This window comes from Paenibacillus sp. p3-SID867 (genome assembly GCF_025142895.1).
Lineage (GTDB): Bacteria > Bacillota > Bacilli > Paenibacillales > Paenibacillaceae > Paenibacillus_AQ.
In genome coordinates, this window is record NZ_JAMBDM010000021.1 from 44,852 (window position 1) to 58,606 (window position 13,755).

Annotated in this window: 13 protein-coding genes, 2 pseudogenes and 1 riboswitch; of the genes and pseudogenes, 2 read left to right on the top strand and 13 right to left on the bottom strand. The window is 38.7% G+C overall.

The features are described from left to right. Nucleotides 1–105 precede the first annotated feature (105 nt). Together M4D81_RS29245 and M4D81_RS34985 are read right to left on the bottom strand one after the other, a co-directional pair. Nucleotides 106–315 (bottom strand): annotated as a pseudogene (locus M4D81_RS29245) (sensor histidine kinase); the annotation flags it as partial. Nucleotides 316–736: 421 nt separating this feature from the next. Beyond that, on the bottom strand, nucleotides 737–1,090 hold the full coding sequence (locus tag M4D81_RS34985) for a four-helix bundle copper-binding protein (protein ID WP_466046931.1): 354 nt from the start codon (nucleotides 1,088–1,090) through the stop codon (nucleotides 737–739). 191 nt (nucleotides 1,091–1,281) lie between these two features. Here M4D81_RS34985 and M4D81_RS29250 point away from each other — a divergent pair, with 191 nt between their 5' ends. Further along, a complete protein-coding gene (locus M4D81_RS29250) occupies nucleotides 1,282–1,839 on the top strand; it encodes a C40 family peptidase (protein WP_311200718.1) in 558 nt (185 codons plus the stop codon). 117 nt (nucleotides 1,840–1,956) lie between these two features. On the opposite strand, the gene lgt is transcribed toward M4D81_RS29250, so the two are convergent. The 8 genes from lgt to M4D81_RS29290 all read right to left on the bottom strand — a co-directional run bounded on the left by lgt (nucleotide 1,957) and on the right by M4D81_RS29290 (nucleotide 9,502). Then, nucleotides 1,957–2,751, bottom strand: a complete 795-nt coding sequence (gene lgt, locus M4D81_RS29255) for a prolipoprotein diacylglyceryl transferase (RefSeq protein ID WP_260069033.1) — start codon at nucleotides 2,749–2,751, stop codon at nucleotides 1,957–1,959. A 50-nt stretch (nucleotides 2,752–2,801) separates the two neighbouring features. After that, nucleotides 2,802–3,539 (bottom strand): sulfite exporter TauE/SafE family protein, encoded by a 738-nt coding sequence (locus M4D81_RS29260; protein WP_260069034.1) that lies wholly within the window; start codon nucleotides 3,537–3,539, stop codon nucleotides 2,802–2,804. Nucleotides 3,540–3,611: 72 nt separating this feature from the next. Then, on the bottom strand, nucleotides 3,612–4,469 hold the full coding sequence (locus M4D81_RS29265; RefSeq protein ID WP_260069035.1) for a M56 family metallopeptidase: 858 nt from the start codon (nucleotides 4,467–4,469) through the stop codon (nucleotides 3,612–3,614). Beyond that, nucleotides 4,466–4,897, bottom strand: coding sequence for a BlaI/MecI/CopY family transcriptional regulator (locus M4D81_RS29270; protein ID WP_036638517.1), 432 nt, complete (start codon nucleotides 4,895–4,897; stop codon nucleotides 4,466–4,468). Before M4D81_RS29270 ends, M4D81_RS29265 begins: the two co-directional genes overlap by 4 nt. 70 nt (nucleotides 4,898–4,967) lie before the next feature. Beyond that, nucleotides 4,968–5,894: a WD40/YVTN/BNR-like repeat-containing protein gene (locus tag M4D81_RS29275; protein ID WP_260069036.1), complete on the bottom strand. Its 927-nt coding sequence runs from the start codon at nucleotides 5,892–5,894 to the stop codon at nucleotides 4,968–4,970. Between the two features lie 153 nt (nucleotides 5,895–6,047). Next, the gene (asnB, locus tag M4D81_RS29280) at nucleotides 6,048–7,919 is read right to left on the bottom strand and encodes an asparagine synthase (glutamine-hydrolyzing) (RefSeq protein WP_260069037.1); all 1,872 of its coding nucleotides are present in this window, start codon (nucleotides 7,917–7,919) and stop codon (nucleotides 6,048–6,050) included. Nucleotides 7,920–8,196: 277 nt separating this feature from the next. Beyond that, nucleotides 8,197–8,676, bottom strand: a complete 480-nt coding sequence (locus M4D81_RS29285) for a C40 family peptidase (protein ID WP_260069038.1) — start codon at nucleotides 8,674–8,676, stop codon at nucleotides 8,197–8,199. Nucleotides 8,677–8,680: 4 nt separating this feature from the next. Further along, a riboswitch (cyclic di-AMP (ydaO/yuaA leader) is annotated at nucleotides 8,681–8,814 on the bottom strand. Nucleotides 8,815–9,172: 358 nt separating this feature from the next. Beyond that, nucleotides 9,173–9,502: a four-helix bundle copper-binding protein gene (locus tag M4D81_RS29290; protein WP_084046982.1), complete on the bottom strand. Its 330-nt coding sequence runs from the start codon at nucleotides 9,500–9,502 to the stop codon at nucleotides 9,173–9,175. A 382-nt stretch (nucleotides 9,503–9,884) separates the two neighbouring features. Here M4D81_RS29290 and M4D81_RS34990 point away from each other — a divergent pair. Then, a pseudogene (locus tag M4D81_RS34990) lies at nucleotides 9,885–11,941 on the top strand (copper-translocating P-type ATPase). 73 nt (nucleotides 11,942–12,014) lie between these two features. Here M4D81_RS34990 and M4D81_RS29300 read toward each other — a convergent pair. From M4D81_RS29300 to M4D81_RS29310, 3 genes are all read right to left on the bottom strand, one after another. Then, complete coding sequence (locus tag M4D81_RS29300; protein WP_260069039.1) at nucleotides 12,015–12,482, bottom strand: MarR family winged helix-turn-helix transcriptional regulator; 468 nt, start codon at nucleotides 12,480–12,482, stop codon at nucleotides 12,015–12,017. A gap of 40 nt (nucleotides 12,483–12,522) precedes the next feature. After that, nucleotides 12,523–13,368 carry an N-acyl homoserine lactonase family protein gene (locus M4D81_RS29305; RefSeq protein WP_260069040.1) on the bottom strand — a complete coding sequence of 282 codons (846 nt, stop codon included), beginning with the start codon at nucleotides 13,366–13,368 and terminating at the stop codon, nucleotides 12,523–12,525. A 128-nt stretch (nucleotides 13,369–13,496) separates the two neighbouring features. Further along, a complete protein-coding gene (locus tag M4D81_RS29310) occupies nucleotides 13,497–13,736 on the bottom strand; it encodes a glutaredoxin family protein (RefSeq protein WP_260069041.1) in 240 nt (79 codons plus the stop codon). Nucleotides 13,737–13,755 lie beyond the last annotated feature (19 nt).

Sequence of the window (13,755 nt, forward strand, 5' to 3'; positions counted from 1 at the left end):
TTTCAAACCTGCCTTAGTCCATTTATCATTTAACATATTATAAATAAAAAGTGCCATTGTCGCAGTCAGCGATAGGCACTTAATGAATAATCACATTTTTTATTTTTAAGATTCGAATTTTTGTAAATAAACTTCAAATGTTGTGCCCTGTCCATATTCACTGAATACTTGAATTTTGCCGTTATGGAGCTCCACTAATTTTTTGGCAATTGCGAGCCCGAGTCCAGACCCGCCATGTTCCCTTGATCTGGACTTTTCAACACGATAGAATCGCTCAAACCAACAAGGAAGTTCATCTTCAGGAATACCTGGGCCCTGTATCCTCTATCGAAATGCAAACCATTCCAACATCACGCATCGTCCGGCATGGTAACGGAGGTGAAATATAAATATTCAGATTATCAAACTAATTATACCTTCGATCCGAATGTAGATAATAAAGCTGAGTAGAAGATAGAACAATCACACATCGTTTGGGAGTTTTGTGGTTTTTTTAATTTGTAACATATGTTTTTTAAATATATATTAGATCTTAAAGCAGCCCCTTCCGTATTCGTTTAGCAATTCTTCTTACTGTTCTTGCTTTCCGTCGCTCTGCTTTTGCTCTCCGCCTCTCTACTCTCGCTATCCTTCTCTGAGCCTTTGCCAGTCGCCTCTCTGCCTTTGCCAACTTCCTGCTGAACTTCAGTAATCTTCCAATGCTAAATAAGTCCATCTTAGCTCCTATTGATCTTTTTTATGCAGCGAAGGTACGGCATTCTTGAGCGCATTTCAAGCACATTCGACTGCACATTTGGGATTCCTGATCAGCAAACTTCGCACACTCATTGCCGCAGGCCTCGCAAATATATGCACACAGATTAGCAGCTGCTTTCGCAAAAACACTACGGCGAGCAATGTAACAAGAGAGCGTTTCACAAATAGTGGCACAATCACGGAGTAATTGGATTTGGTGGCTTCTAGAGCGTGCGTCAGGCATACAAAGAAAATGAGAAACCATATGTTCACACATTGCCCCACATTCTTGTACGATTTTGAGTACACGAGGAAACATCATGGCAGTGTGATGCTTCATAGTCTGATTCAACATTAGAGCCTCCTAATATTTTGTTCATACAGCTTATGCCTATGACTTTTGTCCGGTGTAGTAGGTATTTGCCTAATTCATTTGAATAATATGTACCCCAAGAGGGATGGTAAATATTCCATCCAATGCTCCTTCATGGGTTGTGATAGATTTGAGATGCAAGACATTAATCATCACGATCAGGAGGGATTATTTTGAAAAAACTCATCGCATTGGGGTTGTTGACTGCTCTATCATTTTCAGTTGTCCCAGAGCAAGGACAAGTATTGGCTGCTCCTCAAAAGACCTTATATCAGCAGGATAACTATTCTTCAATCAGACAAAACGTCATAAATAGTGGTATGAAATATTTAGGTACCCCTTATGAATTTGGTTCTAGCCGCTCGAATACAAATACCTTTGATTGTTCTGATTTTGTTCGGCAAGCTTATTGGGAGGGATCCGGTGTATTAATCCCAGCAAATTCAAGAACGCAAGGGGCCTATATCAAACAAAATGGAACTGTAACAAAGGATTGGAGAGGATTAAAACCTGGGGATATCATGTTTTTCATGTCTTATAAGGGGAATAAAGACTCGAGCTATAGAGGTATTGACAAAAGTAAGGCACGTATTACGCATAATGGAATATATCTCGGGAATGGAAAGATTTTGCATACTTATTCTAAAACATCCGGCGGTGTCCGAATCGATTCAATTGATAACACACATTGGGAAAAGAGATTTCTCTTTGGTGGAAGTTTTTTGAAATAAACACTACAAATTGTAGTTAAATTAAAAATGGACCCAGTGAATAACTGGGTCCATTAGCTATACCAATTCCAAGAGCCTTCTCCGAGATAACACCAAAAGTAATGGTGTAAGGCACGCCTATTTATCTTGCAATAATATCTCCTGCTGTTTCTGTTTATTCTGAAATGAGAAATACAGAATCAAACCAATACTTACGAATATAACGATAACGCTAGTCCATTGACCCGCCGTCCAATCCAGTACGTAGCGAGGGGAATCCCCACGCAGAAATTCTAACATAAATCTGCCAACTGCATAAAGAATGTTGTAAGAAAGGAACAATACCCCTCTAGGTAAAGTTCTCGTTCTTAATATGAGTAAAATGGCAAATACAATAAGATTCCACTGCCCTTCCCATACCTCGGCTGGCCAAAGCGGCTGCGAACCATAAACATCGAATGCCATTGTTCCTGGAGGGTATACAATCCCAAAGTTTGAACCTGTCGGAGAACCAAAAGCATCACCATTAAGAAAGCAAGCAACTCTGCCAATAGCTTGTCCTAAAATAATTGCAGGTGCCAGGACATCCGCCAATTCCCAAAATGAAAGGCGATGTATCCTAGTATAGATTGCTGCCACTATAAAACCACCCACTAATGCTCCTTGAATCGATATTCCCCCATTCCAAATGGCAAATATTTCACTTGGATTTGATGAGTAATAGTTCCACTGAAAAAAGAAAACGTGCCAAACTCTGGCCATTATAATTGCGCCAAAAATCACATAGGTCATTAAGTTCGGGATATGCTTTTGGTACTCGCTCCCTCTCGAAAGGTAATAAGCAACTCCTATGGCAAGTAAAATTGCAAGAGCTACAATTACGCCATAAGAACGAATATCAATACCGCCAATGGAAAAGAGTATAACCTTCATCTCATCATTTCCCTCTCATCTCAAGTATATAACAGCATGTAGTCACCTTATTACCAATAAGTTATCGTATCGGCGACCCCTAATAATAGAAATAACACACCGACTACTCTCTGCATCCATTTCCCCCATTGCCGCGACTTTTTTATCATAGCTGTATCGAACCCCAGTACGATACTTAATCCCACAAACAATAGAAACGGCATCGCTGTTCCTATTGCAAATATTGGAGGTAGAATGAATCCATAAGAAGATTGAAATACCAACGGCATAACTAAGCCGAAAAACAGCCAAACCATCGTTGGACAAAAACCGAAGGAAAAGGAAGCACCTAGTACAAACGCCCCCCATTTCCCACCGATACGTCCAGATAGATCTTTTAAATAGGAAGATAATTGAAAGCAGAAACTACCCGGTAATTTCAACAAACCTAAAAAGAACAGCCCCATGATAATCAGCAGTGGACCTAACATTTTACGTGCGAATACGAAAAATGGAATCATATCTTGGGATACACTTTGTCCAAATAGCCAAAACACAGCACCCAATATACTAAATACCGAAATTTTCCCGAGCAAGTACATACTGATTTCGATCCATGATAATCTTCGCTGAACTTGGCGATTACTAAAATACATCATGGCACCTATGTTTGCTGAAATTTGACACGGTGCCACTGAACCGACAAACCCCAAAAACATAACAGAAAGAAGTGCTATATTCGAAGAGTACGCTACCTCAGTTAATGGACTAGCAACGACGTTGGTTATCCAGTTGAATATTTCATACACGTCCTTAAATCACCTCAGCAATAATCTTACCGTAAAAACTACACGTAGTAGTGTTTAAAATAAAAAAAGGGCTCATGAACATCCGCCCGATATCAAACCAATCATGATGCCAAAAATAATAATGGTTGACAGAAGAGACTTGCAGTAGGAAAAGGGAATATGAAGCGGTTGATCCGGCTGAAGCACTTGTAATATTCGGTAATTTATTGCTGTATTTGCAAAGGGCACAGCTACGGTTACATGTCGATTATTTACCAAAGTGGACAACTTCAATAATACATTACCTAAGTGATATTCCGATTTCATATGTCTTAGAGCAAAACGATCCGCAAGAAGTTCCTTCCTAGTTGCAAACTGATTGCTCAATGTTTTTAATAATGGAATATACCCCATGCTCTCTGTCAGTAAAACGACCAGGAACATTTGAAGCGGATCGCGTCCCCTGCAGTGATACCATTCATGGAGTAATATTGCCCTGACTTCCTCTTCGTTGAACAGGTTCATAACTCCAGTAGAGATAACGATACGTGGATGCCAAATCCCCATTGCCAAAGCAATAAATGCGTCATCTCTAACAACTATAATTTCTGTATTCCAATCCTGGTATACCTTGTTTAGGTATAACGTTTGCTGATGATCCGTATTATTTCTAAACATCCGCATCCATTTCCAAGTCAAGAATAATTGCCTACCTGATCTGCCAACTAATCGCACTACTGTATACAAAATGACAAGATTAAATAAAACTTTAATGATGTCATGCCCCAAAGTGTCTTCCTGTATAGCGGTTAAGCAGTATTGTATTATATTCCAATTGAGTGGCACACCTAGTACTTGATGCGCGACATACCAACCCATTTGGATCAACACAAATGAGCCCGTGAGTAACATGATTAAAAAAATCAGATTTGTTTTTACAGCCGATTTCATGATGAACTCCCGTGATTCATTTGGTTCAGTTTATCTTGAAGCTTAGAGATTAATTTAGGATCTGCATCATCTAATGCATCGATCATATGACCAACAACTAACTCTCCAAATTCGCGGATCAGTCCTTGTGTAACCTCTTTAGTTTGTTCTGATAAGAATTGTTCTTTGGTTTGTATAGGTTCAAAAAACGTTAATCTTGCTCTACCGCTACCCTTGGAGGTTTTTTTCAGCAGTCCTTTCTCAATCAATCGATTCATAACAGTCATTACGGTATTAAATGAGAGTGGTTCTTCTTCACTTACAATGGTTTGTACATCACGAATCGTTGTTTTTTTTGATGCCCATAGAATTTCCATAATTTTCGCTTCCAGCGGACCAAAGAATTGATTTAGACCTTGTTCATGCATGTTAAACTTTTTAATTTTCAATTTCCTCACCTCTGTAACTACAAATTGTAGTAACAATTAGTAGCACTGTCAATTGTAGAAGGCGAATTAATTACTTCGTTTTTGTCCAATTCTCTCCGCCGTTACTACTTTCATAAACAGAATAACGATCTGTTATAATAACGAGACGGTTGCTGTCCTGTTTAGCTGCTTTAATACCAAGTGGCATTTCCCCATTCAATTCTATGTCCATCGCCGTCCATGTTTTCAAATCCATTGATTTTTGGAATCCGCTTTCCGTCATAGTAACTACTTCTTTATTAGGTAAAGTTATGACTTGATAAACCGGATCATTGGTCAGTTTGTTTTCTTGAATTGTTCCATTTTGTATATCATACCGCACAAGTCCCGTTTCCGTTGCAGCCAAAATGGATGATGACGATCCGGTCATCATTGTAATAGAATATGCACCGGCAGGTAAACTTGTTATATTCGTCCACGTATTCCCGCCATCCTTCGTTTCATACAGATTATCCCTCTCACCGGCTAACAATGTAAATAAATGATTCGGATCATCTGGGTCCATTGTTAAATAATGGGCATCTGGATCATCGGGTTTTGCTTCATTAGGGAGTCCATTTTCAATTGTCTGCCAAGTTTCTCCACCATCAACGGAACGTTTGACAAATCCATGTCCTGATACAAAGATCCTTGTTGGTTCAAGCGGATCAATTTCAAGCCCCATGACATCATTCGTTCGAAGTTCTGGTAGTGTTCTTTGAAATACATCGTTTTTCAGCTCGTAAACACCTGTATGTGTCCCTACCCAGACCGTTTCATTACTAGGCGAGTAGCTAAATATATGTGGATGTGTGTTAGAGTCAGCATTCAGTGTATCAAGCGTGGTATCATTCGATTTTTTCACACTTCCCCAAATAGCAAAACCAATCAAGACAATCATAACCACAGAAAATAATGATCCGATACCTAACGATATTCCCTTCCTTTTTTTCTTTGATTTCTTATCCGTCATCATCATTCTCCTAACTTGAGTATAGAATAACTCCTATTATAGTTGGTAAATGTGTAGATTTTGTGAGCCTCATTCTCTTAGACCATTTAAGCCAAGGTTTAACCCATCAACTTAGAAAGTAAAAAATGAGAGGTCTACCCCCTCATTTTAACAACTAATTTATATCACGAGTCTAACTGAATTTTCATGTATAAAAACCGAGTGCCACAAGGCAAAAATATAAATGGTCCATATTTTTCTTGAGTTGTCGACTTTCCCATTACGGTGTTCCTTTAATAGACCAACAACATGATCTATTTGAATCCATTCTTCAATACCACTTATAATGATTTGTTCGATCATGATATCTCCGATAGATCCCATAAGCCATTTCTTTAAAGGTACTGGAAAACCTAGCTTGGGACGATTCAGTACATGATTAGGTACAATGTCCTCCATCGCTTTACGAAGTACATATTTCGTTGTTTTATTTGTTACACGGTATGATGATGGTATTTTACGAGCTATTTCAAACACTTCTTTGTCTAGAAATGGCACACGAACCTCTAAGGAATGTGCCATGCTCATTTTGTCAGCCTTCATTAGAATATCGCCAGGTAACCAGAAGTTAAGATCGATTAATTGCATTCTGCTAATATCATCAAGGTCTTTCGAAGTCTCATATATTTTACTGGTCAGTGCAGTTGTAGGTTCCCAATTCGCTTTCAAATTTACCATTGAAGACAAGACAAGTCTCTTTTCTTGTTCGTTAAAGATCTTAGCATTCCCCAAAAATCGTTCTTCTAAAGGAGTTAAGCCTCTTTTCATATAGTTTTTGCCATAAAAATTGAACGGAATTTCGTCTATAAATTGCTTGATGTTCCGTTTTAGGTTCGTAGGTATCCACGATAATGGTTTAAGTGAGGAGGGCTCTCTATAAATACGATATCCTCCAAACAGCTCGTCAGCACCTTCACCTGATAATGCGACAGTAATATGCTCTCTTGCCACTTGGGAAAGTCGATAGATCGCAATTGCAGACGGATCTGCTATGGGCTCATCCATATGCCACACAGCCTTAATCGTATCCTCAAAAAAACGATCAACCGATATCACTTCATCAAAATGATCTATACCCAGTTCAGTTGCCGTCCTTTTAGCATATATATTTTCATTATGCTCGCCTTCAAAACCTACCGAGAAGGTTTTTACAGGCCCTCTCTTGCTAAGATAACTGGCAATCGATGTTGAGTCTATTCCCCCAGATAAAAAACTCCCAATCGGCACATCACTCTGGGTATGAAGATTCACAGATTCATTAAGTTTATACCGGATCTCTTCAATAAATGTTTCAATTGGCCGATGTTCCGGTTCGAACTTAGTTTCCCAATATGTTTGATTCTTTATATTTCCCCATTGATCGACAATCAAATAGTGACCCGGTTCAAGCTTTTTTATTCCAGCAAACATTGTATCTGGTTGGGGCACATACTGTAATGTTAGATAATGGAACAGACTTTTTGAGTTAACGGCGGGTTTCAGACCATCTAAAGAAAGGATACTTTTAATTTCGGAGCCAAAGGCAAATTGAGTGTTATCCGTATAGTAATAGAATGGTTTTATTCCGAAATGATCACGAGCAGCAAATAATTGTTTTTTCCTCCGATCCCATATTGCAAATCCAAACATTCCACGCAGTTTTTCTAAACAATGGTCCTGATACTCCTCATATAAATGTATGATGACTTCAGAATCTGTGTTCGTTTTAAACATATGACCAAGGTCTTCAAGTTCTCTTTTTAATGATTGATAGTTATAAATCTCACCGTTAAAAACTAGCCAAAGGCTCTGATCTTCGTTGGAAATAGGCTGGCTGCCGTGTTCCAAATCAAGGATCGACAAACGGGTAAATCCTAAAGCAATCCTATCTACCAACCTAATGCCCGTTTGATCGGGACCACGATGTTTGATTGCATCGGTCATTTTTCTAATTGCTACCGTCGTTGGCAGCGAATTGTTTTCAAACATCAAAAGCCCTGTAATCCCACACATAGAAAAAGTCTTCCCTTCCGGATTATTAACTACGTAATGTAGTGTTTTTAATAAAAAAATTGATCCTTGTTTAAAAACATCAAGAAATCAATAATATATTATATACTACGAATTGTAGTTTATTTAATTTAACTAGTCAATTTTTCATTTTATGGTATTTCCATTGAAGATTAATGAATTATGTTAGATTAAATTCTTAACAAGATTTAATTCATCCTGCGATACAAAAAAACAAACCCGTGGTTTTTACCAGGGCTTGTCTAATTACAAATAAGTACTAGTGCAATCCACCAACCATTTTTGTATAACTTTGTTTAGAGATTGTACGTCTTGCTGTAACGTATCGATCCTTATAGTATGATTCCGATAAATTACTAACCCTTACTCCCTTACTACTGGAAGAATGAGCAAATTGCCCATTACCGATATAAATCCCTGCATGAGATATACCAGCACCACTTGTATTAAAGAAGACCAAATCTCCAGGTTTGAGATTTTTCTTTGCAACTGGGGTACCTGTTTTTGCCTGAGCATTTGATGTCCGTGGCAGCTCCAAATTAAACTTATCAAAGATATACAAAATAAAACCAGAACAATCAAATCCACTCGATACAGAAGTTCCCCCCCACTTGTAAGGTGTACCAACAACTTGACTTACTTCTGTACGCAATTTGGATTGATCATCAGCAAACGCATTAGTCGCACCAGCTGATAAAATAACTGCAGACCCTATTAATGAAATCATGAATTTCTTCAAACACATGCTCTCCCTTCGGATGCCTACGGAGTTAGCTAAGGGTTCGGTAGAAGGCGCCCTTTATTCCTTTTCAATCAAGAATAATTCACCCGGAATGGTTCCCCCGTTTTCAAAAATGAAACTCGGCATTAAAAATTAATTTTTTGTAACGCTACATAATGTAGTACATTTTCGTATATGTTGTCAATCCCATCCTCTAAATCCATCATTTTTTTATAAAAAGTCGAGTTTCGTTCAAATTCACCCTATAAAGTACAAATATAAGGAGAAGTTCCGCTCTTATTGTATTATTCTTATATGAACACCGACTTCTTCTAAGTTAATTATTAAATACATTTTTGTAACCACTTCTTTTTCAGCATAAGCAGAAAAAACTGTTCAAGCAGACGTTGATCTGCTCTAACAGCTATCTCCAATTTATATATAATTTTAGTTATAACTTATAATCAATAACCCTCCTTTCTCACAAGGAGGGTTATTGATTATTGAGTCTGTTCTACGCTGCCATTGCTCTACAAGCCTCTGCACATCTAAAACAAGCTTCTGCACATTCTTGACAGTGTTTTACATCATGCATTTTACATTCTGTGCCACATTCTTCACAAACGTCGGCACAGATACTACAGATCTCACGCGCATAAACACTGTTCGTTGACATTGCATGCGCAGCAAAAGCACAAATATCAGCGCATTGCCGATCCAAACGAATACATTTTGTCATCATAGCTACATTCTCTTCATCAAGACAAGCGTTGTAACAATGATTACATGCCATCATACAACGTATGCATTCCTCGATACACTTTTGGTATTGTTCATGTGACATAGTCAATATCTCCTTTCGAATTTACGATTCAAGAATTTAGGATGCACAACACTTTTTATTTGATTCAAAAAATCAAATAATGTAATCACCTCGCTTTTCATACGATTTGTAACCTATTGTTAGGTTGAATATTATATAACCCGAAGTTATGTAGATTTTATGAGGAAACTGAACAAATTTGAAAATGATTATTCTTCATGAAGACGGAGTTTTGAATCCGTGATTACTTTACTCCTTTAGGTTTAAATTAGTATTAATGGGTAACAATACTACGTGATGTAGTCCTAACATTCTTTTCTTATTACGACATTAAACTAAACATTCTTATGAAGAGGTGAATTCAATGTATAAAAACTCCAAAAAGAGCGTGAAACATCAACTAATGAATAATCATATGCACAACCACGAAATTGACAATCATCATCAAGCTATGAAACACGACCATGACCATTCCGGATCACATCATAGTACAGGGCACCCCCAACATAGCGGGGATAAACATGCTGGTCATCATGTAGATGACTTTAAGAAACGCTTTTATATTTGTTTAATTATTACGATTCCAATCATGGCTCTATCGCCAATGATTCAGATGTTCATTGGTGTACATTGGCGGTTTCCATATGACACCGTTTTACTGTTTCTACTCTCCACTTTTGTCTTCATTTATGGAGGTAAGCCTTTTCTAGTTGGTGCATATCGAGAACTAAAACAAAAGAGTCCAGGCATGATGACGTTAATATCACTTGCTATCGTTGTTGCTTACGTATACAGTTCATTAATTGTCATAGGATTGACGGATGTAGATTTCTTTTGGGAACTGGCAACCCTTATTGTTATTATGCTGCTAGGTCACTGGCTAGAAATGAAGTCTATTTTAGGTGCATCTAATGCCCTAGAAGAATTGGTCAAACTAATCCCTTCTGAAGCACATCTTATTACGGAAAATGGAGATATCAAAGAGGTAAGCGTGTCAGAGTTAAGCCCAGAGCAAACAATATTAATTAAACCTGGAGAACGAATCCCTGTAGATGGAATTATTGTGAAAGGACAATCATCACTTGATGAATCCATGCTCACAGGGGAATCGGTCCCGGTCATCAAGAATCCTGGAGATACGCTCATTGGAGGGGCTGTTAACGGTGAAGGAGCATTAACCGTAACCGTAACCAATAGTGGTGAAAAAGGTTACTTATCTCAAGTTATTTCACTAGTTAAAGAAGCTCAGGAATCTAAATCTAAAACTCAAAACTTATCCGATCGGGCGGCAAAATGGTTATTTTATGTAGCTTTAGGTGCAGGGTTAATAACCCTACTCGTATGGCTCTCTTTGGGTTACGGCTTTAACTTCGCAATAGAGCGCATGGGACTGTGATGATTATTGCATGTCCACACGCTTTGGGTTTGGCTGTACCTCTTGTTGTATCAACCACTACCTCGATAGCAGCAAAAAAAGGGTTATTGATACGTAACCGTACTGCCTTTGAAGAAGCTCGAAAATTGAACGCTGTCGTATTTGATAAAACAGGAACACTAACTCAAGGTAAATTTGGAATAACCGATATTTTACCTGCATCGGGTTATACAGTGACGGAAATTTTAACCCTCGTTGGTTCCCTGGAAGCTCAATCCGAACATCCTATTTCTAAAGGTGTAGTAGAAGAAGTGAAGAACCGTGAAATAAAAATATCAGAACCAGAGTCATTTGAAGCACTGACAGGGAAAGGTCTTAAGGGGAAAGTTAACGGCAAGGATGTTTTGGTTGTTAGTCCTGGCTTTATGGAGGATCAAAAAATAGATTATCCTATTTCAGAGTATAATAAGCTGGCATCACAAGGAAAAACGGTTGTCTTTGCCGTTGTTGATAACCAATATGCCGGTCTAATTGGCCTTGCAGATAAAGTCCGGGAAAGTGCAAAGAACGCTGTGGAAAATTTAAAATCATTAGGAATCAAATCCATGATGTTGACGGGGGATAACAAGAAAGTTGCCCAATGGGTTGGCGAAAGCTTGCATTTAGATGAGATACATGCAGAAGTCCTCCCCCATCAAAAGGCTGATAAAATAACTGAAATTCAAAAAGAGGGTTATATGGTTGCCATGACGGGGGATGGGGTGAATGATGCTCCAGCCTTGGCGAAAGCAGATCTCGGCATTGCGATTGGCGCCGGAACGGATGTTGCAATTGAAACAGCAGATATTGTTCTTGTAAGAAGTGATCCAAATGATGTCGTTTCGATTCTCGACTTATCTAGGAAAGCTTACAATAAAATGATTCAAAATCTTTGGTGGGCCAGTGGTTATAATATTATTGCCATTCCACTTGCTGCCGGTATATTATATGGCGCTGGAATTGTCCTAGACCCTGCGATTGGAGCCATACTGATGTCTCTGAGTACTATTGTCGTAGCAATTAACGCCAAACTTCTTAGGGCATAACCCAAGTGTGCAACAATTACTGCAAGAGGCTCAAACGAGCCTCTTTTTTCTTTGGGCAAAGCGAGGCATCCCATTATTTCATAAAACCCCTAGCCTGCAGGCTGCTCGCAATGGGTTCTTCCGACAACAGTTCGCAAAGGAATTGGTTGATCGATTCTAACTTATCGTTATCGATTTTTCGAGATATCATCGTGTATAGTTCTTGCTCTACCAAAGTTACTCTTTTTGATTTTTCCACACCTTTATCGGATAAACGTAATATAACCGCTCTGGAATCTTTAGGGTGGGTATCACGAATAATGTATCCTTCCTGAACAAGCGTGTTAACGAGCCTTGATGGACTGCCACCTTCACATATTAACAGAAAGCCGAGCTCCTTCAATGAGAGTGGTCCTCTCTCTTCAAGAACCCGTAACACCTCAGCCTGTGATCCGGTAATACTTTCTTTACTCAATGCGGACTGCAACATACGTCCACCCTGTCTTTCGGCAGCAAGGATTAGATAACGTAATTGTTCAGCAAGTTCTATATTTTTTTTCAAGTTAATCACCATTCTCCGTAGCATACTTGATACGTAGAAATTATATCATACCATTACGCCTCGAAAGTAAAACTCCAGCGTTCGGATCATGGGTTGATAAGATAGGTGCACCACCATTTGTTTTTGACCATTCCCTAAGTTGGGTCATTGATGTTACAGCAGCCTTTTTATCATCTGCAACACCATCTGCTACCTCTCGCTCGAATTGTGGTTGTGTGTAGATTGCATCCCCGGCTAAGCAAACCGGCAGTCTTCCATTTACCAACAACGATTGATGACCAAATGTATGCCCTGGAGTCGGAACAATCACAAGGGAACCATCCCCGATTAAGTCATATCCATTTATAAATGCACCTGCTTGATTCATCTTTTCATGATGAATAATTTGATATTTATAATCAGGATTATAAAATCTATGCTTTTGATATCCATGCATGAACGTTGCTCCAAAGCGTTGGCCATCTGCCCATTCACGCTCACTAATGACAAATTCCGATTTCGTTAATCGAGCAATCCCTCCAACATGATCTGAATGCAAGTGGCTTAGTATCACATATCTGACATCATCAGGAGAATATCCGAGGTGCAGAATCCCCTCAGTTACCGATTGTGATTCACGGATATTAAATTGACACATCTTCCGATATTGAGGAGCCCACCATGGGTAAAAATTCGGTTCATTAACTGACGGATCTTCTCCAGTATCAAAGAGCACCAGACCTTCCGGGTGTTCTATTAAATATGTATTAATGGGAAGCCACTCAGTCCACTTCCTGGAAGTAAGAATCCAGATCGAGCGATTGAATTTACTTCCTTCCACCTGCTGAGGGTGAACTCGAACTGCTCCGGTTTGTATTCGATGTATTCGAAATGTTGGCGTTTCCAATATCATACATCCTCCCAATTCAAATTAAATGACACGTCACCTTTTATATGATAGATGACACGTCATTTAAAATCAACACAAACAAGCAAAAAAATAAAGCCGGTCTAATGATCGGCTTTATGTGACGTTTATTTTATGATTTCACTTATTTCCTTTAAATTTTCCGCAAACCCGATAAAAACCTTATTATCTATGACAATCGTTGGAACGATTTGTTTCCCCGTTAAGTCTTTAACTTCCTCGGCATACTTTGCATTCTCTGCACAATTGTATTCTGTATAAGGCACCTTTTGTTCAGTAAAGTATCGTTTCGCATAATTGCAGTCGCTACATGTCGGTATCGTATAGACTTTGATCGGTTCCGTCATCGTTCTCACTCCTTGTTTT